This is a genomic window from Akkermansia sp. BCRC 18949, assembly GCF_045011645.1.
Taxonomy (GTDB): domain Bacteria; phylum Verrucomicrobiota; class Verrucomicrobiia; order Verrucomicrobiales; family Akkermansiaceae; genus Akkermansia; species Akkermansia massiliensis.
The window spans coordinates 2,184,505-2,204,429 of record NZ_CP123619.1 but is presented as its reverse complement, the minus strand read 5'-3'; the positions used below and the strand labels follow the sequence as shown (position 1 = coordinate 2,204,429).

At 60.2% G+C, this 19,925-nt stretch carries 10 protein-coding genes; 4 read left to right on the top strand and 6 right to left on the bottom strand.

Annotated elements, in window-relative coordinates:
* The first annotated feature begins 433 nt into the window (after positions 1-433).
* Positions 434-9,883 carry a hypothetical protein gene (locus P8A25_RS09210; protein ID WP_404838670.1) on the top strand — a complete coding sequence of 3,150 codons (9,450 nt, stop codon included), beginning with the start codon at positions 434-436 and terminating at the stop codon, positions 9,881-9,883.
* A gap of 124 nt (positions 9,884-10,007) precedes the next feature.
* Here P8A25_RS09210 and P8A25_RS09205 read toward each other — a convergent pair whose 3' ends face one another.
* From P8A25_RS09205 to ykgO, 4 genes are all read right to left on the bottom strand, one after another.
* Complete coding sequence (locus P8A25_RS09205) at positions 10,008-10,418, bottom strand: OsmC family protein (protein ID WP_022397240.1); 411 nt, start codon at positions 10,416-10,418, stop codon at positions 10,008-10,010.
* A gap of 181 nt (positions 10,419-10,599) precedes the next feature.
* Positions 10,600-10,911 carry a DUF1330 domain-containing protein gene (locus P8A25_RS09200; protein ID WP_102731815.1) on the bottom strand — a complete coding sequence of 104 codons (312 nt, stop codon included), beginning with the start codon at positions 10,909-10,911 and terminating at the stop codon, positions 10,600-10,602.
* 279 nt (positions 10,912-11,190) lie between these two features.
* Entirely contained in the window at positions 11,191-12,354 is a 1,164-nt protein-coding gene (gene metX, locus P8A25_RS09195) for a homoserine O-acetyltransferase (RefSeq protein ID WP_102722740.1), read from the bottom strand.
* An 86-nt stretch (positions 12,355-12,440) separates the two neighbouring features.
* Positions 12,441-12,605, bottom strand: coding sequence for a type B 50S ribosomal protein L36 (gene ykgO, locus P8A25_RS09190; RefSeq protein ID WP_065529996.1), 165 nt, complete (start codon positions 12,603-12,605; stop codon positions 12,441-12,443).
* 523 nt (positions 12,606-13,128) lie between these two features.
* Here ykgO and P8A25_RS09185 point away from each other — a divergent pair.
* The 3 genes from P8A25_RS09185 to P8A25_RS09175 all read left to right on the top strand — a co-directional run bounded on the left by P8A25_RS09185 (position 13,129) and on the right by P8A25_RS09175 (position 16,660).
* The gene (locus P8A25_RS09185) at positions 13,129-13,851 is read left to right on the top strand and encodes a LamG-like jellyroll fold domain-containing protein (protein WP_215442197.1); all 723 of its coding nucleotides are present in this window, start codon (positions 13,129-13,131) and stop codon (positions 13,849-13,851) included.
* A gap of 590 nt (positions 13,852-14,441) precedes the next feature.
* Positions 14,442-16,304, top strand: a complete 1,863-nt coding sequence (locus P8A25_RS09180) for a glycosyltransferase family 9 protein (RefSeq protein ID WP_215442198.1) — start codon at positions 14,442-14,444, stop codon at positions 16,302-16,304.
* A gap of 74 nt (positions 16,305-16,378) precedes the next feature.
* On the top strand, positions 16,379-16,660 hold the full coding sequence (locus tag P8A25_RS09175) for a helix-turn-helix transcriptional regulator (RefSeq protein ID WP_102722744.1): 282 nt from the start codon (positions 16,379-16,381) through the stop codon (positions 16,658-16,660).
* A 33-nt stretch (positions 16,661-16,693) separates the two neighbouring features.
* Here P8A25_RS09175 and pflA read toward each other — a convergent pair whose 3' ends face one another.
* Together pflA and pflB are read right to left on the bottom strand one after the other, a co-directional pair.
* Positions 16,694-17,476: a pyruvate formate-lyase-activating protein gene (gene pflA, locus P8A25_RS09170; RefSeq protein ID WP_102722745.1), complete on the bottom strand. Its 783-nt coding sequence runs from the start codon at positions 17,474-17,476 to the stop codon at positions 16,694-16,696.
* 16 nt (positions 17,477-17,492) lie between these two features.
* Positions 17,493-19,760: a formate C-acetyltransferase gene (gene pflB, locus P8A25_RS09165; protein WP_404838669.1), complete on the bottom strand. Its 2,268-nt coding sequence runs from the start codon at positions 19,758-19,760 to the stop codon at positions 17,493-17,495.
* Positions 19,761-19,925: the final 165 nt, after the last annotated feature.

Genomic DNA, 19,925 nt, shown 5'->3' with positions numbered 1-19,925 from the left:
TTCACCATGCTGCGAGAGTGGAAAATTTTGGGAAAATGGACCAGAGGCATATTTAGTCATTCTTCCTCAATCTCCAAAGTGCGATTTTCATAACTTGTTGTGAGGCATATTTTTATTTTGTCCTGTCATGAAAAGAGCAAATGCGAATTCGCAATCCGCTGTCAAAGGAAAAGAATCACCTGCAACGGTTTTCTAACAGAAAGGAATTATCCCCGTTAACCAGATTTTCCCGGTTTTCTATGAAGGGATTATCTTTCAAACAGATAATGCCTTGATTGTTAAATATTATTCAATGATGAAATTTTGAATGATATGTAAATAAAGAGACGGCGGATTGCGAATTCCTTATTTATATTCACAATCATATTTCCCTTGCCGTGTTGTGGGAAAGGTTCTTTTATGATTGAATAACCCATTAATTGTCAAACGTTACATGAAATTGCACCTTCCCTTGAATCTGCTGGCCGCCCTGATAACCTCCTTCTCCGGGGTAACGCTTGGAACTGCCACCTTTGCAGGAGTTTCTGGTCTTTTAATAACAGTATCACAGGCTTATGCTGCGGATGTCGCTTTTAACGGGACACAGGTTAACGTAGCGGCGGGAGGCAGCTCCACTTATGACGTGGGCACCGTTACGGCTTCCACCACCTTGAATTTTGCCGGGGCGGGCAACGCTACGATCACGAACCTGAACGGAGACGCCCCGGAAGCCGTGCTGACAGTGAATCGCGTCGCCAACGGAGGAACGGCCCTCTCCACCCTCACCCTGAACGGGGCGGGCACCTTCAACGGCATTATTTCCCTCTATTCCAACACGACAGGGGGAACGCAGAACAACATCCTGAACCTCAACCACGCGCTGGCGGCCCAGAACGCCACCATCAAGCTGGGCGGCTATGGTTATGCGACCGGGGCCTCCGTCCTGAAAGCGGGCGTGAATACCTCCATCAGCAAACTGGTGCACAACAACACCGCGGCCCTGATTACCGGGGAGGGAACCACACTGACCATCACGGGGGACTCTTCTTCCTACGGCGGCAGCTTCGGCGGCACCGTGACAGTTGATTACACGGGGGGCGGCACGTTCACCCTGGGCAATTCCGACAAGAGCGCGGCGCTGACCCCCGCCGCCTCCGCGGATGCCACTCTTAAAATCAGCAGCGGAACGCTTTCCCTGTTTTCCGGCAATGTCAACTGGTCCCAGAAGCTGGTCATGGGGGACGGCACCACGCTGACCGTGCAGGACGGCCCCGCCGTTTCCGGATATTATAACTATGACGCCACTTCCATCAATGGGGACGGCTTTACCTTCTCCGGGGCAGCCACGTTCGGCACCGGAGTGAACCTCACCACCCAGTACGGCAAGAACATCAAATTCACGGGCGTGCTTACGGCCGCCTCCGGCTTTTCCATCAGTGGGGCCGATAGCGAGTACACTTATTACACCCTGACCGGCACGGAAAACCAGATTGGCGGGACCATCGCCATCACCCGCAACTCCACTTCCCTGGGCATCAACGCTTCCGGTTCCCTTGGCACCGCCGCCGTAACTACTTCCTCCGGCAGCCAGTACCTCACTTATTACGGTACGGCGGGAGAAGCGGCGGACGTCATTGACAACTCCATCACCGGGGCAGGCAACTTTGTAGCCCAGTCAGGCTGGGTGCACCTGTCCGAGAACGTAGCGCTTACAGGCACCTACACCGTCAATTCCGGCGCCGTACTCTCCAAGACCGGCGCCATCACCGCCGCGCTTGCAGGCGGCAGGCTGGATGCAGGCAATGGAACCATGAATGTGACGGGACTGACGGGGAATGGAACCATCTCCGCCTCCGCGGGCACCATGAATTTCCAGGACGCCTTCACGGTGGGGGAAACGATGGGCATCCTCGCCAACGGTTCCGGAACCATTACGGGCAATGTAACAGTGGACGGCGGACGCCTGTACTACACCTCCATGGACAATGTGGGCAGCGTGCTTCAGAACGTGACGCTGACTTCCGGCCTGATTGATTTTTCCGGTTTCCAGGAATTCCAGGACCTGTTCGGTTCCGAAGCCCTGGTGAATACCTCCTACAACCTGGGCGTTGACCTGGGGACGGGGTTCACGCTGGCGGATATTGACGAGTCCCTGTACACCATCACCACCGTTGACGGAAAAACGGTTATTACCTTCACGGGATCCGGCGCGTATGATACCGCATGGGATTCCGCCTGGGGGCTGGAAAGCGCTCCCTCCTCCGGCGCCGGAACGCTGGCTGACCAGCAGGCGCTGGCCCTGTACAACATCCGCGCCGCGTCCATGCAGGAGGGCTTCGGCTCCGTGAACGTCGTGACCGGAACGGGTGACCTGACGGGAGTGACCCTGGCAGGCGGCTATTACAACACTGCAACCAATGCAACGGCCACGGAGATCACTACCGGCATCTGGACGGATGTGCTGGGGGGCAATTACGGCATGATCATCGGCGGCAGTTACGCCAACAACTGGAGCGGCACCGGCAAGTGGAACATCACGGGTGACGTCCATACCCAGATTCAGGGGGATACCTCCGTCAACTGGGTGGTAGGCGGCAACTACAAGGATGGCCAGGGGGCCGGCATCACGGGGAACGTTTACGTGTCCGTGGACGGAAATGCCGTGGTCAAGGGGAGCGTGATAGGCGGCGGCACCGCGGCCCACAACTCCACCAACAACATTGACGGCAGCACCTTTGTCGTGGTGCGCAGCATGCAGAGCGTAACGGATGAAACCATCTCGCTCAATTCCGTAGCCAGGGGCTTCATCATCGGCGGCAGCGCCTATGAGGCCAACTCCACTTCCAGCGCCGCCATCACCGGAAGCACCAATGTGACAATTGACCTGGGGACTGCCTCCGGCACCTTCGTCAAGAGCATCGTGGGCGGTTCCTACTCGGGCAGCTCCGGAACGTATACGATCAACGGGGACTCCAACGTCAGCATCACCGCCGCCAGTGACGCCATCTTTACCGGGGCCATTTACGGCGGCGGCTACGGCACTGCCGGAACCTCCACGGTCAAGGGCAATTCCAGCCTGACGCTGGACGGCGGCGCTTACACGGGAGCCCTTTATGCGGGCGGCGGCGGCGCAAGGTCCGCCGTGAACGGGAACGCCACCCTCACCGTTAAAAAAGCCGCGTTCCGCACGGGCAGCACGCTGAATGTGTCGGAAGGCACCGTGGGGGGCACCTCCTCCCTGCTTCTGGGCGGTTACGGCAATACGGTGGACCAGGCCATCTCCTTCTCCAATACGGTCATTACCGGCTTCGACATTGTGACCATGTTCCAGAACTCCTTCTTTACGGGGAACCTGAACGTGGACGGCTCCAGCACGCTGGCCCTGGCGGGAGGCGCCGGAACGGGAATCAATGTGAATGGCACGTTCGCCCTTTCCGCGGAAGGGGAATTGAAACTGGACCTTACCGGGTTTGGCGCCTTGACGGACGGCATGTCCGTGCTCTCCACCACCGGGCTGACCAACATTTCTTCCATCAAGGCCGTCTTTGCGGACGGCGTGGCGGGAACCATCACCCTTTCCAACAATGGCAGGGACCTGGTTTATACGGCGGAAACCCTCCTGCTGTGGGCGGGCGGTGAAAACGGGGTCTGGAGCGCGGAAAACATCTGGACGGACGGCGGCACTCCCGCCACGTATGCAGACGGCCTGGCAGTCTCCTTTGCAGACCAGGCCGGAGTCGCCACCTCCGCGGTGCAGCTTGATTCCGAGGTTTCCCCAGGTTCCATGCTGGTCCGCAACACCACCACCCGCTATGAGCTGGCGGGAACCGGAGTAATTGCCAATACCGCCGTTACCAAGGAAGGTACGGGAACCCTGGTGCTGGGCTCCGCTTCCATCCTCGGTACGGGAACCACCGTAGCCGTGAACCAGGGCGTTCTGGCATTCGGGTATGATACGGACCTGCCGGCCACGGGCATCACCTGGGGCGCGGGTTCCTTCCTGGGAGCGGCCAACGGCGCGACGGTCACGGTGAATCTGGGAACCGTGACCAACCCGGCGTTCTCCCTTGCCGCGGATACCAACTCATTCATCAATCTGGTAACGCCTTCAGACCTTACCTTCGGCAATAACATCACGGGAGCCGGGTCCGTCCGGAAAACCGGTACGGGGCTGCTGAAATTGACGGGGGCCAACTCCGGCCACCTGATCGTGCAGGAAGGCAACGTCCAGATAGGGGGCGGCTCCACTGCCATCAATTGGGGCAGCGCCGGTTCCTCCGTCACCCTTCAGAACGGCACGTCCCTGATCATTGCAGGCAACAGCGCCCACCACACCATCGGTTCCGATCTGATTCTGGGCACGGCCGCATCTGACGCGGTCTCCCTGAAATGGGTGGACGCCTCCCAGGCAAACGCCACCAATTACCAGCATAACTTTACGGGAACCGTTACCGTCAACGGGGCGGCCACCCTGGTGGGCCGGGACAACTGGGCCAAGGAAATGGGCTTCACCGGAACGCTTACAGGCGCAGGCTCCCTGACCTACAGCCGCGGAGCGGGCGACGGCAGGTACAACTCCAACGGCAAGCTCATCATCGGCGGGGACGCGTCCGGATTTACCGGCATGATCACCATGAACGCCGCCAACGGGTACAGCACGGGGCTTGACATGCGCACCTCCATGGCGCAGGGCGGCGTCACCCTCACGTCCGGCACGGACACCACGGGATTCGCCTTCATGCGCGTTCTGGGGGATATTGAAATCGCCTCCCTGGACGGCACGGCCAACTCCCAGGTGGGGGCCGTGGGGGGAGCGCGTACGCTTACGGTGGGTTCCGGCACGTACAACGGCACCATTACGGACCAGGGCGTTGCCATTGCCTACGGAGCCACCACCATCTCCTATGACACCACCGGAGTCCTGTCCCTGACCAAGGTCAGCGATGAAACGCTGACGCTGGGGGGCACGGTCAGTTATACCGGGCTGACGGACATCCGCGGAGGAACGCTGGCCCTCACTTCCACCGGAGCCACCGCGCTGGGGAATATCACGATGGCCGCCAACACCCGCATGACTACCGCCGGCGCGCTGAACCTGGCGAACAGCTCCACCCTGACGATGGACATCAGCTCCTCCATGGGGGTGGGCGGAGCCTTTGGCGCCGGGACCTTCACCCTCACCCTGAACGGCCTTGAAGGGATTACGGAAGCCGGGGAATACACTCTCATCTCCGCGGCAAGCGGACTTGACGCCGGAAGCGCCATCTTCAACTGGGCCGGATACACCGGAGACGAAACGCTGATTTACGAACTGGTCCAGACGGGCACCTCCCTCAAGCTGGTGGTGACCTCCGCCGGGGACGTGTGGATCTGGCAGGGAACGGAAGGCATGACCTGGAGCGACACGAACACGGGCGCCCAATGGGGCATTGACGGCTCGGCGGATACGGCCGCCGGCCAGAACCTGGTCTTCAACAGCTCCGGAGCGGGAACCGTCACCCTGTCCGGAGCGGTGAATCCGGCCTCCATCACGGTGAACAACGCCGCGGGCAGCGACTATGTATTCGCCTCAGACGGCACCGGAAAAATTGCGCAGGGCACGCTGACCAAGCGCGGCGAAGGCAAGCTTACCCTGAACCTGGACAATACGGGCTGGGCGGGAGCCATCTCCCTCCAGCAGGGCGAGCTGGTGGCCCAGGTGGCCAACTCCCTCGGTTCCGGGGCTGTTACCATTACGGGCGGCACGCTCACGCTGGCTACGGCTGACGTCCAGCCGGGCATGGGCATGATCAACCTTCAGGGCGGAAGCCTCAATCTGGCGTCCGGCGCCTTTGCCACGGCGTTCACCGCAGACAACATGACGTGGACGGACGGCTCCCTGATCCTGGGTGAAAATGTGACGGCTACCGCCGCCAAGGCCCTGGCCAACGGAAAAACCGTGGAGCTGGCCGCCGGCTCCGTGCTGACGGTCAGCGGCGCCAATGACAACACGGCGCTGAACCTGAACGCCTCCGGCACCGGTACCATTTCCGTGGGCCTGGGAACCAACTACGGAGCCAACGTCCTGAACATGAGCACGGAATTCCAGGGAACCCTGTCCGTGACAGCCGGGTACTTCCAATTAAACAACGTGACCATGGGAACGGACGGCACCGTGAACCTGGCGGACTCCAATGTCCGTACGGAATGGAACGGCACGGCCGGAGGCACCTTTGCCAATGACATTGTCTTTACGGGCAACCAGGTCTTCGCCACCAAGGACTTCACCCTCAGCGGCGATCTGAGCGGCACGGCGTTTTCCACCCAGGGTGCGGGCAACATCACCCTGACGGGCGGCGTCAACCTGGACGGACAGCTCAAGGTGCACCGCGGCACGGTTACGGTGAACTCCGCCAATGTGACCAAGCTGGGTGACAGCATTGACATCCAGAACAACTCCACGCTGGCCTTTGCCCGTGACTTCTCCTATGGCGGCGTCATCAGCGGTACGGCCGGCGGCACGGTATCCGTAAACGCCGGAACGCTGGAACTCACCGGGGTAAACACCTTCCTGGGCACCCTCTCCATTGCAGGCGGCGCTACGGCGCGGCTGGGTGACGGAAGCGCCTGGGCCGGAGCCCTCTCCGGAGCCGGTTCCCTGGTCATTGACACCACGGGGGACATCACGCTGGCGGGCGGGAACACCGCTTTTACCGGCGGGACCACGCTCTCCGGCACCGGAACCGTCACCCTGACGGATGCCACCTCCCTGGGAACGGGCAAGGTAACCGTGAATAACGGAACGCTGGACCTGGCCTCCCAGAACGCGGCGAATGTCATCCTGATCACGAAGGGCAGCCTGGCAAACGCGGGCGCCAAAACCACCGGAAACGTGGAAGTGGCAGCCTCCGCCGGAGCGCAGGGCGCCCTGAACACCATCAATCTGGGCGGTTTGTCCGGCAATCTCGTCAGCTCCATCGTCATGGAGGACTTCTCCCGGCTTACCGGAATCTCCGGCCCTCTGGACATGACGGGCAAAACGGTGACGCTCAAACTGGACAGCGGCAGCCTTACCGCGGGCGGAACAACCGGGCAGGGCGTCATTGATGCGGACAGCCTGGCGCTCTCCGCCGCCACCACCACCATCAACCTCAGCAACCAGGGCGTCCTGGACCTGCTCTCCGCCAACCGGAATTCCGCTGACGGCGTGGGTCTGGTGCTGACGACGGGAACGCTGACGGTGGACAACTACAAGCAGATCGGCTTCTCCCCGCTGCTGGCCTCCCTGGGCTATGCGGTGACGGAAGTCCTGGGTGCGGACGGAACGCTGATGGTCAGCGGCAATACGGACCTGGTCTACCTGGTGGACACCACCCCCAATTCCGACAATCCCAACATCAGCGACTACGCCGCTCTGGACCCCTACAAGGCCGTGGGCATCAACGGAACCACGCTTAATATAAGCCTGGACGGTGCCCCGGACGCCTCCCGGAACGGAGACGGCCTGAAAGTCAGCAACCTGATCGGCAGCAACGGCGCCCTGGTGGTGACGAATACGGCGGCGGATGCGGCAGCCAACCATGCCGTGGTGGACCTGATCCAGAACGTGGACGCCGGCGGCAACAGCTACGGCGGCACCATCAGCGGGGACCATGTGGACTTCATCAAGAAAGGCGCGGAAACCCTCACCGTGGAAGGCAGCTTCACCGGGAATGACTCCAAGCTGAGCTCCACGGAAGGGAACATCGTCCTGAACGGCACGGGCAACAGCCTCACTACGCTGGAACTCGCCGGCGGAGACATCACGCTGGATGGCCGGAATGACGGCGCCTCCCGTGTGACGACGGTGGAAAACCTGGCCTCCGGTACGGGCGGCGGAACCCTGGACCTGGGTAAAGGCGCCCAGCTCGTGGTCACTGGCCAGCAGGCCGGCAGCCATGTGACGGACGTCACCGTCTCCGGGGACGGTACGCTGATCCTGGGCGGGGAAGGAACGGACTCCTCCCTGACGCTGGGCAACGGCTCCTCCCTGGACGGCGTTCTGCTGGATATCCGTGAAGGCTCCGCGCTGTCCACCGCCGCCGGGTCCGTGAACACGGTCTCCGGCCTGACGGGCGGAGGCGCCCTGAAGCTGAGCGGCGCGGAAATGACGGTGGACTCCTCCGCCTCCCATACCTTCACCGGTACGCTGGACGGGGCTTCCGGAACGCTCAACTTCAAATCCGGAAACGGCAGCGTGCAAACCATCAAGGGCGCGGGCAACGCCGGCTACAACCTGAACGTGACCGACGGCGGCGCGCTGACCCTGGCCGGAGCGCCGGCGGAAGGCGGCAATCCGGCGCAGGCGGCCTACAAGGGCATCACGGTGAACGGCGGCACGCTCAACATCGGCAGTGCGGACGCTCCCAAGACCCAGTTGACTCTTGGCACGGACGGCTTGAGCGTGACGGGGAACAGCACGGTTACCATCACCACGTCCTCCACCACGGTGGATGGCCTGGGGAACCCCTTCGTCACCTCCAGCGGAAACATTACGCTGGGCGACGGAACGGGGGAAGTCACGCTCGTCATGAGCAACCTGGACACCCTGGTGACGGGGAGCACGGAAACGCTGAACATGGAACTGTTCAAGACGACGGACGGCGCGCTGGTATCCCTGGGCGACAACGTCACCCTCCAGGACATGATCCTCAGCTCCCTGTATGAAAACCTGTCTCTGACCACGAATGACAGCATGACGGCCATCATCCTCACCGGCACGGCGCGCACGGAAAACATCTTCCGTGACTCCTCCCTGACGCGGAACGCGGCCACCGGGGCGGACCTGCTGTGGAACTCCCGCTACCATATGGAGGAAGGCACCACCCTGCGCGACTTCTACACCTCCGTTCTGCTCTCCCAGAACGCGGGCGACTACTCCGGCGCGGCCCGCAAGCTGGCCGCCGCCGCGGGCAGCACGGTCACCAGCCTGGGCATCGCCCAGCGCGACTCCCTGCGCGACCAGATGGGCTGGATCCGCAACCGCGTGGCGCAGATGGGCGTGAACCCCGCGTACGTCCATGAGGACATGCCGTACTTCCACATGTGGATGCAGGGCACCGGGTCTTATGCCAAGCTGGACACCAAGGGGGATGAAAGCGGCTATGAGCTCACCACCTGGGGCGGAACGGTAGGAATGGACGTGGACATCAACGACAACTTCACCGCTGGCGCGGCCTTCACGGCCAACTACGGAAGCCTCACGGCGAATGCGGCGGATACCGCGGACGGTGACCTGGACAGCTACTACGTCAACTTGTTCGCCCGGTACCAGTCCCGCAAATGGTCCCACCTGCTTATCCTGACGGGCGGCTGGAATGATGCCAAACTCACGCGCACGGTGGATTACGGCACGGGTTCCTACCAGGCCCACGGCAGTACCACCGGGTCCGGCTTCGGCGCCATGTACGAGCTGGCGTACGACATCGCCCTTAATGAAGACAAGAGCGTGATTCTCCAGCCCCTGTTCAACGCCTCCATCGTGACGACGCGCATGGACGGCTACAGTGAAAGCGGCTCCGCCGGAAATGTCGGGCTGAGGGTGGAGGACCAGGAACTGACCACGGCCGCAGTCGCCGTGGGCGCCAGGCTCTCCGGCCTCATGGGCTCCAACGTCTTCGGGCGTGAAGCGCTGGGTGAAATCCGGGTGAACGTCTCCCAGGACATGGGCGACCGCCGCGGGCAGGCCAATGTGGGCTTCCTGGCGGACCCCTCCTACACGCGTCCGGTGTACGGCGCCAAGGTGGGAAGCACGGCCTTCCAGGCCGGTGTGGGGCTGAGCGTCCCCGTAGGCACCCAGGGCGTCATCTTCGTGGACGGCAATGCGGACATCCGCAGCGGTTCCAGCTCCATCAACGGAAGCATCGGCTACCGCTACAACTTCTAAAGGAAGAAAACGTCAGTTAATCAGAAGGCCGCTGCGGAATAATCCGCAGCGGCCTTCTTCGTGAATGGGCGGGATTTCTTTATAGGATAACGTGAAGAGTGATTTCCGCCCTCTCATGGGCGGCTTACTTCCATTCCCATTCAACGGGCGTTTCCATGTCCGGCCTCAGCGCCTGGCGGACCGGGCAGCTCATGGCCGTTTTTTCCAGCATGGAACGGAGGGGATGGCTGCTTTCCAGGGGCATTACGGCCTTCAGCTCAATCTTTTCAATCCCCTTGGAGGATTCCACTGCGCGCGCCAGAACGCGCATGCCTTTCAGGTCCACGCCCTTTCTGGCCGCGACCACGGAAACCAGGCTCATCATGCAGGAGGCGAGCGTGGAACCGAGCATCACGCCGGGGGAGGGGAACTCCGCGCGGCCTTCAAAAGAGGCGGGCAGGTCCGTGGCAAAAGTGATGTTGGAGGGAATGTAGGTGGTTTCACAGCGGAATTGCCCGACGTTCTCCGTCTCGGAGGTGTAATGAGTATCAGTCATAGGAGTGTGACAGCGGAACCCTGGATCGGGTTCACCTGAATTTGGTTATTTTTTTAGTTGGGCCGTCGCGGAAATCCGGTTTGCAAGGGTGTCGGTCCATTCCGGCATGCGCGGCAAAGCCCCCCCTTATCCCCGTTCTCCTGTGCTTGCCAGGAAATCAATCCTGATCTGATGCAGCCCTTCACCGAGCTTCATCACCATCCGTTCCTTTCACGATGATGGCGTGGCTGTCAACGGAATCTTCACGCAGTGACTTGATCTGCCGGTATTCTTCCGAAGAAAAGCAGCGTTCCAGGCTTTCCCTGGAGGGAAAACGGATGACGATCACGCGGTCCGGCTTCCACCCGGAGCTCAGCGGAACGACCTCATTGGTCCTGACCAGGTATTCGCCGCCGTGTTTTTCAACAATGGGCTTCACTTCCCGGATGTAGGAATCGTATGGAGTGTCTGCATCGGAGCTTAAAGAAACCGTTACGATAAAATAATAGCTCATATCCTTCCTTTCCCTGGTGGCCGGCCCCTGTGCGGCTGCCATGAAATGCTCCGTGGGGAATTCGCAGTTTTCATGATTCGCCGGAAGCGTCCGGTGCCTTGACAGGGAGACTAAAGCCGGAGGGCTTTGCTGTCAATCCGTCTTCCGGGCTTGCCCGGACCCGTGGCGCCTCCTTGTTTGTGGGAATCGCTTTACAAGGGCGGGGGCCCTTGTTTCCGGGGATGCGGTTATCAGGAGAACGGATGGGGAGGGAGGTTTCCCCGGCTTGAACGGAAAAGCTTACGGAGTGTGTTCCGGGTGCCCTTCCGCCAGAATGCGCCGGATGGGTTCCGCGTAAAGCTCCGGCTCCAGCAGGAAGGAATCGTGCCCCTTGGTGGAAACGATGGTATGGAACTCCACGGGAATGCGCGCGGATTCCAGCTGCGCCACAAAATCCTGCTGTTCCGCCGGGCGGAAGCAGCAATCCGTATCAATGGAAAAGACGAGCGCGGGAATTCCTGCGCGGCGGAAGCCTTCCAGAGCGGTTTTAAACGTTCCGTCCGGAGCGTGGTCGCGGATGTCGAACTCCGCCCACATGTCCGCAATGCGGATGTAGGCGTTCGCGTCAAAACGTTCCGCAAACTTGGTCCCCTGGTGCAGCATGTAGCTCTGTGTGCTGCGGGTGGGCGTCATCCATGTGAGCAGTCCGGACTTGCCCCCCACTTCCTTTCTGGCGCGCTGTTCCAGGCCTTCCTGGTATACGAACGACTTGTGGCCGATGATGCGCGCGAACGCCAGCCCCTTTTTGGGGGCCGGTCCCTGGTAATAGTCGCCCCCGCGGAAATCCGGATCAAGCTCGATGGCCAGGATTTGTTCAAACAGGGACAAACGGTGTTCAATGGAAGCCCGGTAGCCGGAGCCGATGGAAATGAAGCTCCGGACCCGTTCCGGGAACTGGCACGCGAAGCTGAGGGCGATCAGGCCGCCTACGGACGGTCCTGCCAGATGGATGCGTTCTATTCCCAGGCTGTCCAGCAGAAGAGCCTGGAGGCGCGCCTGGTCCGCCGCCTCCACATGCGGGAAACGGGAGCCGTAGGGCAGGCCGTCCGCAGGGGATGGGCTGGCCGGTCCGGTGGTGCCGTAGCAGCCCCCCAGGTAATTGGCGCAGATGATGCAGAAGCGGTCCGTATCCAGCGGCTTGCCGGGGCCGATGATGCTGTTCCACCAGCCCTCGTGGTTTTCCGGCTTCCAGAGGGACCCGGTGCCCGGAACTTCCGGATTGTAACCGTAGGCGTGCTGGCTGCCGGAAAGAGCGTGGAACAGCAGGATTACGTTGTCCTTCTCCGGCGTCAGGGCGCCGTACTGCTCGTAGGCCACGCGCACCTTGTCCAGCACGGCGCCGTTCCGCAGGGAAAAGGAGCCGGGCAGGTCCAGAAATCTGGTTTGGACGGTGGGAAGCTGCATGGATGTGCGGGAAGGGGCTTTGTCAGCAAAAAAAGACCGGCACCCGGCGGGCGGCGGTCTTCTTGAAATCTGTGCTGGGCCAGGGTTTACTTGACGCCCTTCTTGGAAAGACGCGTACCTGCCGTGGCGCCCTGGCGGGCTTTAAACTTGGGATTGCTCTTGCAAATCACATACAGCGTGCCCTTGCGCTTCACGATTTGGCAGTCTGCGTGGCGGCGCTTCATAGAGGCTAAGGAAGAAAGAACTTTCATGGTGTGTAACTCCGGTTTGGTGTTCGGTTCGGGAGACGAAATATACCGTTTAGTTAAGAATTGTAAAGTCATTTCTTTACCAAAAGTAAAATTGCAGTTCCGGACGAACTGCTTCTGCGGCTTGCGGAAGAGAAGATAGTACGCATGGACGGATTTGTAATCCGAAGTCAAGCCTACAAAATTGAAAGAAAAAAGGTTTGGGCAAATTTCGCTTGCCGGTGCCCGGTGATTTTGCGGCTCCGTCGCCTGGGAGCGGAAGGCTCTCGCCTTTCGTGGTTGAAACCCGTTCTGTAGCGCAGCGGAAGCTTCCGTTCAATAACCGTTGCCGCATACCGCCTGGCTGGGGAAAGGAGCTGGGTAATATCAATTAAGGTTCGTACCCACGATGCCGGAGTTTCGCGAAGAACAGCTTTTCCCGACTGTAGAATCAATACCGGATTACAAATCCGGTATTGGTTTTGCATGGAAGGGAAGGTTCTGGATATTCCCTTCAACCAACTGACGATCAACTCTGTTTAAGATAATGAAAAAGACATTCTTAACCATCATGCTGGCTGCCGGCATTGGTTCCGCCTGCGCCGCAACTGCCGCTGCCTGGGAATTTTCTTCCGGCACTCCCTCGGAACAATTCATGACGGGAAGCGGCATCAATCTGGAAGGATGGAGCATTTCCTCCCCGGTCAATTCAGCGGCTTCCTATACGGACTGGGCGACGGTGACGGGCGGGGACCGCAACATTTCTACGCAGACGGTGGGCATGTGGCTGGATTTGTCCTCCCTGGGGTCTGCCGCCACTATTTACAGCTTTGGAGAGACGGGTTCTCTCCGCGGCCTCCAGCTTGTTTACAACGGGGACGGCACGTTTACTTCCAGGAGAACGGGAGAAGCGGGCCAGACCTTCACCATTGGGCAGGACGTCATTGACGGAGGATGGTTCAACCTCTCCATGTCCCTCAGTACGGATACCACCACCCGGAAAACGGATTTCCAGATTTTCCTGAACGGGGAAAACATCGTGGATACCCCCCAGTTGTCCGCGGGGCTCAACGGCGGCCAGAACGGAACCGTGACCGTCGGCAGAGGAACGACGGATGAACATTACTTCAGCATCGCGGATTTCAAGGCTTATGGTACCGCATTGACGGGACAGGAAATCAAGGAGGCGTGGAACATGGTTCCCGAACCAGCGGCCGCCTCCTTGAGCGTTCTGGGACTGATGGCGCTGCTGGTGCGCCGCCGGAAGTGAGAGAGGCGGAAAAAATACATTTTAAACGGCCGGCAGCAGGGTGGACATTTCCGGTGGGAATGTCCGCTTTTTTATTGTTTCACGGAACTGTTGCAGAAAGACGGCTCTTCTTTTTCCGATGGCGGCTCTGGGCCGCCATGTACTGGTGAGTTTCTGTTTTTCCCGGCCCTTCCTTCGGACGTGCGGATGTCATGTAAACGGTATCCGCTGTCCGGACGGGATACATCTTTTCCATGACCTGCTGCGGTCCGGGTCCCTGTATGGCCCCGGGCTGCAGCTTGCGGAAGTTGCAGCCTTCCGGAAGCTTTTTCCTGCATTTGGAGGAGTAACAGTTCATGGTGAAATCCGGAACGGGACGGGAGGGCGGTGCAGTTTCCGTTCCGGCAGCGGTTCTTTTCCGCCGTGGGAAGGAAGCATGGAACGGGGCTTCCCGGGACGGCAGGCCGCCGGAACGCGGGAAGGAAGCCGCATGCGGGAGAATAAAGGGTTTGTGGACCGGAAGGGATTCGTATAAAATGTTCTCCGGTTTTCTTATGACGAGCTCCCCTTCATCCTCTCCTTCTCGCCCTGCATTTGCCCATCAGCTGGGAATGAAAGGATTCCTGATCATGGAAGGGCTGCTGAAGCTCGTGGGCATGAAAACGCTTTACCGCCTGGGGCGCGTGGCGGGCGGCGTGGCGTGGTACTTGCTGCCGCAACGCCGGAAAATTGTGGAAAGAAACCTGCGCATTGTGCTGGATCCGGCCCTGCGCGGCAGGGAACTGCAAAAATTGAGCAGGGAAAATTTCAAAAGGACGATAGCCAATTTCCTGTGCTCCGCGAAGACGGCCACCCTGACGGATGAGCAGTTGAAAAAATGCGTCACCATCGCGGGGCATGAAGAATTTGCCGCTCCTGCGGCGGAAAGGCGCGGGCAGGTATGCGCCATAGCCCATTCCGGCAACTGGGAGGCGCTGGCGAGGATACGCGTGTTCTTTCCAGAAGTGGAACGTTACGGGTCCATGTACCGCCAGTTTGACAACCCGCTGATGGAGGAATACGTATACAAGCGGCGCACGGAGCGGGGCACGCGGATGTTTTCCAAGGAAGGCGGCATCAAGGCTCCCATGAAGATGGTCAAGGAGGGGGGCGCCCTGGGTGTGCTGAGCGACCAGTTCGTCTGGGAGGGGGTGTATGTCCCCTTCTTCGGCAAGGTGACCGGCACGACGCCGTTGCCCGCTTTGCTGCGGAAGAGGACGGGAGCGGATATGGTAGCCATCGCAGTACGCACGGATTCTCCCGGACACTGGATAGCGGACATGGGGAACGTGGTGGATTTTTCCAACTCGGACGGTTCCCTGGCGGGGGACACCATTGAAGTGAATCGGAGTCTGGAAACGTTGATCCGCAAGTCCGTTCTGGATGTGTTCTGGATGCACCACCGCTGGAAGTCCATCGACCGCTTTGCTCCGCAGGATAAAAAAACGGACGGCCTTCTGGAAAACATGGAGCTGCAGCCGTACCGCATTCTGGTGGCTGTTCCCAGGGCGCTGGATGAAGCCCTGGTGACCGTTCCCCTGGTCCGTGCGCTGAAAGCCGTCCGGCGCGACATGCAGGTGAACGTCATCTGCCCGTCCGCGCAGGCGGGGGTATGGAAGGCGGTGCCGGAAGTCACCCATGTTCTGCCGCACGATTCCCTGAAACAGCTCCGGGAGGCGCTGGCCGCGGATGAATTTTACAATGACGGTCCGCTGGACCTGGGCGTCATGCTGGACCAGGACATGGAAACGCTCAAGGCGCTGGAACCGTACGGGCCCATGATGTTCTCCGGGCTGGACACGCATCCCGGCGCACGGAAATACAAATTCCGGGTGAAGGCTCCCGTGCTGCGCGCCGCTCCCCCCATGCACCGGGTTCAGCTTTATCTGCAACTGGGGGGGCTGCACGGGCTGGATGCCTGGAATCCGTCCCTGTTCCCGGTGAAAAAGGCGGCTGCGGCGGAAAACGCCCCCATCCTGCTGGCTCCGTTCTCCAGCTTGGGCAGCGCCAGTGAATGGAGTGAGGAACAATGGGCGGAGCTGGTTTCCCTTCTGCCGGGGAGGGCTGTACTGGCCGCTCTGGAAGAAGACCGGGAACGCGCGTCCGCTCTGGCGGAACGCCTGAATGTGGAGCTGGCGGTGGGAACTCCGGAAGCCTTGTTCCCCGTGATGGATGCCGCCGTGGCGGCCGTGGCTGTGGATGGTGACATTCCGTCCCTCTGCTCCTTCCGCGGTCTTCCGGTGGTGACCCTGTTTTCCACCCGCCTCCCGGACGTTTGCCGGCCCATGGGCCCCTTCAACCGCTCCCTGTACAGCCACCAGTGCTGTTCCCCCTGCTTCCTGAAGGAGTGCGACCGTGATGTTCCCTGCAACCGCCATATTGCCGTGCAGGAGGTATTGGATGCTCTGAGGGAAATAACAACCTCTGAAATTTAACGGGTTTCTCTACCAAGAAAAGAGCTTAGTCCTTTTTCTTATGATGAAGAAACGCCTGTGTTAAACAGGAAGTCATGTCTAAAGGCATTAATTTTAAAAAGTTGAGAAATGATGCCGGTTTAACGCTGGCTCATCTTGCTGAATTGTCTGGATATGACGTGACCGATATAGTTCGTTTGGAACAGGGAGAAAAAATTCCTCCCTGCATACGGGAATGTATTCTTGCGTTGCTGTTACAAGCACGGGAGGAGGGTCTGGCTTTGGATGTCAGAATATGGCGTGAACGTGCTTTAAAAGCTGAATATAAGGTAGAGATTTTACTTGGAATGGTAAAAGGAGGAATGGATGTTTTATAAACGCCTCATGGTTGAAAAGAATTTTTCCTGCCTTCAATGCACGGAACTTTTTAAATTTTCTTCCTGGCGGAAGATGTCGCGGACCTGTTCCGTCAGTTCCTCGGAAGGTTCCGGAACGTCCTTCAAGGTGTAGTCCAGCTTCAGTTCATCCCACTTGAAGCGCCCCATCTGGTGGAAAGGGAGCACGTCCACGCGCTCCACGTTGCCCAGGCGCGCCGCATGGCGGGAGAGTTCTGTGATGTCTTCCATGTTGTCCGTGAGGCCCGGAACCAGGACGTAGCGCAGCCAGACGGGTTTGCGGAGGGCGGCCAGGCGTTCCGCGAATTCCAGGGTGGGGCGCAATTCCCCGCCTGCCAGGGCCCGGTACCGTTCTGGGTTCCACGCCTTGATGTCCAGCAGGACGAGGTCCGTATTCGCCAGCAGTTCTTCATCCGCGTTCGCGCCCAGATGGCCGGAGGTGTCCAGGCAGGTGTGCAGCCCCAGTTTCTTGCATCCTTTCAGTACGGTTCTCGCAAAATCCGGCTGGAAAAGGGGATCTCCCCCGGAAAGGGTGACGCCTCCGCCCGCCGCCAGCAGGAAATCCCGGTAGCGGGCTATTTCTTCAAGGACGTCGGCCGCGCTTCTGCGGCGTCCCCTCCGCACGTAGGAGGTGTCCGGATTGTGGCAGTAGCGGCAGCGCAGGCTGCACCCGGACAGGAAGAGGACAAAGCGGATGCCTGGACCGTCCACGGTGCCGCAGGATTCCACGGAATGGACCAGTCCGGTGACGGCAGTTTCACCGTCCGGGGCCGGATTCTGGGAGAAAGCCTGCGGCATCCGCTTCCTGGCTGGGTTAACGGGTATGGAAGGTGCGGTTGATGACCTCCTGCTGCTGTTCCCGGGTCAGCTTGATGAAGTTCACGGCATAGCCGGAAACGCGGATGGTGAGCTGAGGGTATTTTTCCGGGTGGTCCATCGCGTCAAGGAGGGTTTCCCGCTCCAGCACGTTCACGTTGATGTGGTGCCCGGTGGCGGCAAAGTAGGCGTCCAGCAGGGAGACGAGCTTCGTGCGGCGTTCCCCTTCTTCCTTGCCCAGGGCCTGCGGCACGATGGAGAAGGTGTAGGAGATGCCGTCCAGGGAGTCGCCATAGGACAGTTTGGCTACGGAGAGCATGGAGGCCACGGCTCCGTTCCTGTCCCTTCCGTGCATGGGGTTGGCGCCGGGCGCGAACGGTTCCCCGGCGCGGCGGCCGTCCGGCGTGTTGCCCGTCTTCTTGCCGTACACCACGTTGGAGGTGATGGTCAGGATGGACTGGGTGGGCAGGGAGTTGCGGTAGGTGTGGAGCTTGCGCAGCTTTTCCATGAAGTTGCTGACCAGGCTGCATGCGATTTCGTCCACGCGCGGGTCGTTGTTCCCGTAGCACGGGAATTCCCCTTCCGTCTTGAAATCCACAATCAGGCCCTCTTCATTGCGGACGGCCTTCACGGTGGCGTACTTGATGGCGGACAGGGAGTCCGCGGCCACGGAGAGCCCGGCGATGCCCGTGGCCATGGTGCGCAGGATTTCCGGATCATGCAGCGCCATTTCAATGCGTTCATAGCAGTACTTGTCGTGCATGTAGTGGATGATGTTCAGCGCGTCAACGTAGGTTTTGGCAAGCCAGTCCTGCATCTTGTCGTACAGGGCCATCACTTCGTCGTACTTGAGCACTTCCTCCGTATAGCGCGGGGAGGGCGGGGCCACCTGTTTCCCCTTGAGTTCGTCCACGCCGCCGTTCAGGGCGTACAGCAGGCACTTGGCGAGGTTGGCGCGCGCGCCGAAGAATTGCATCTGCTTGCCGATGCGCATGGCGGACACGCAGCAGGCGATGCCGTAGTCGTCGCCCCAGTGCGGGCGCATCAGGTCGTCGTTCTCGTACTGGACGGAGGACGTTTCAATGGAAACCCTGGCGCAGAAATTCTTGAAGGCTTCCGGCAGGTTCCCGGACCACAGCACCGTCAGGTTCGGCTCCGGAGCCGGACCCAGGTTGTACAGCGTCTGGAGCATGCGGAAGGAGCTGCGGGTGACGAGGGTGCGCCCGTCTTCCCCCATGCCGCCGATGGATTCCGTCACCCAGGTGGGATCCCCGGAGAACAGGTTGTTGTAGTCCGGCGTGCGGATGAAGCGGACGATACGCAGCTTCATCACGAACTGGTCAATGATTTCCTGCACTCCCTCTTCCGTGATGAGGCCCTGTTCCAGGTCGCGGGTAAAGTAAATGTCAAAGAAGGTGGAGACGCGGCCCAGGGACATGGCCGCGCCATTCTGTTCCTTCACGGCGGCCAGGTAGCCCAGGTAGGTCCATTGCACGGCTTCGCGGGCGTTCCCGGCGGGGCGGCTGAGGTCGCAGCCGTAGGAGGCGCCCATCCGGGCGAGTTCCTCCAGGGCGCGGATTTGTTCGCTCATTTCCTCGCGCAGGCGGATCAGCTCATCCGTAAGGGGGGGATTTTCACGGTTTTTGAGATCCTTGCGGCGTTCGGCAATCAGCTTGTCCGTGCCGTACAGGGCCACGCGGCGGTAGTCCCCGATGATGCGGCCGCGGCCGTAGGCGTCCGGAAGTCCGGTGATGATGCCGGCGGAGCGGGCGGCGCGGATGTCGGAGGTGTAGGCGTCAAAAACGCCCTCGTTATGCGTCTTGCGTATCTTGTTGAAAATATCCGCCGTTTTTTCGCACATCTTGAACCCGTAGGATTCCAGGGCCTGCTGGGCCATGCGCAGGCCGCCGAAGGGCATCAGGGCGCGTTTCAGGGGAGCGTCCGTCTGGAGGCCCACCACCACTTCCAGCTCCTTGTCAATGTAGCCGGGCTTGTGGGAGACGATGGAGGAGACCACTTCCTGGTCCGCATCCAGCACGCCGCCGTTGTCTATTTCCCGTTTCAGCAGGACTTTCAGTTCCTCCCAGAGCCGGAGCGTGCGTTGGGAAGGGCCGGAAAGAAACTCTTCATTGCCGGAATAGGGCGTGTAGTTGTTCTGGATGAAATCCCGTACGTCAATGGACTCCGTCCATGCTCCCGGCTTGAATCCCTGCCATTCCTGCGGAAGAGCGGGGGACTCCTTCAAGTCTTTTACTATGCTGATCATAAATAGGATGTAGTGAAGAAGACCGGAGAAAGACGCTCCGCGCCCGCTGAAAGCCCGGAAGCGGCGAAACTCCGCACCGCCTGATTATACCGGGAATGTTAGCAGTCAACAAGGCCAATTCTTCCAGGCGGGGGAACGGGAGCGGTTGCGCTGGTCTGTTTCAGG

What these genes read in the sequence shown, in the direction of transcription:
- pflA (WP_102722745.1), bottom strand. Translation starts at nt 17,476, where the DNA reads ATGCCGCAGGCTTTCTCCCAGAATCCGGCCCCGGACGGTGAAACTGCC.
- metX (WP_102722740.1), bottom strand. Translation starts at nt 12,354, where the DNA reads ATGCAGCTTCCCACCGTCCAAACCAGATTTCTGGACCTGCCCGGCTCC.
- P8A25_RS09185 (WP_215442197.1), top strand. Translation starts at nt 13,129, where the DNA reads ATGAAAAAGACATTCTTAACCATCATGCTGGCTGCCGGCATTGGTTCC.
- P8A25_RS09175 (WP_102722744.1), top strand. Translation starts at nt 16,379, where the DNA reads ATGTCTAAAGGCATTAATTTTAAAAAGTTGAGAAATGATGCCGGTTTA.
- pflB (WP_404838669.1), bottom strand. Translation starts at nt 19,760, where the DNA reads ATGATCAGCATAGTAAAAGACTTGAAGGAGTCCCCCGCTCTTCCGCAG.
- P8A25_RS09210 (WP_404838670.1), top strand. Translation starts at nt 434, where the DNA reads ATGAAATTGCACCTTCCCTTGAATCTGCTGGCCGCCCTGATAACCTCC.
- P8A25_RS09205 (WP_022397240.1), bottom strand. Translation starts at nt 10,418, where the DNA reads ATGACTGATACTCATTACACCTCCGAGACGGAGAACGTCGGGCAATTC.
- P8A25_RS09200 (WP_102731815.1), bottom strand. Translation starts at nt 10,911, where the DNA reads ATGAGCTATTATTTTATCGTAACGGTTTCTTTAAGCTCCGATGCAGAC.
- ykgO (WP_065529996.1), bottom strand. Translation starts at nt 12,605, where the DNA reads ATGAAAGTTCTTTCTTCCTTAGCCTCTATGAAGCGCCGCCACGCAGAC.
- P8A25_RS09180 (WP_215442198.1), top strand. Translation starts at nt 14,442, where the DNA reads ATGAAAGGATTCCTGATCATGGAAGGGCTGCTGAAGCTCGTGGGCATG.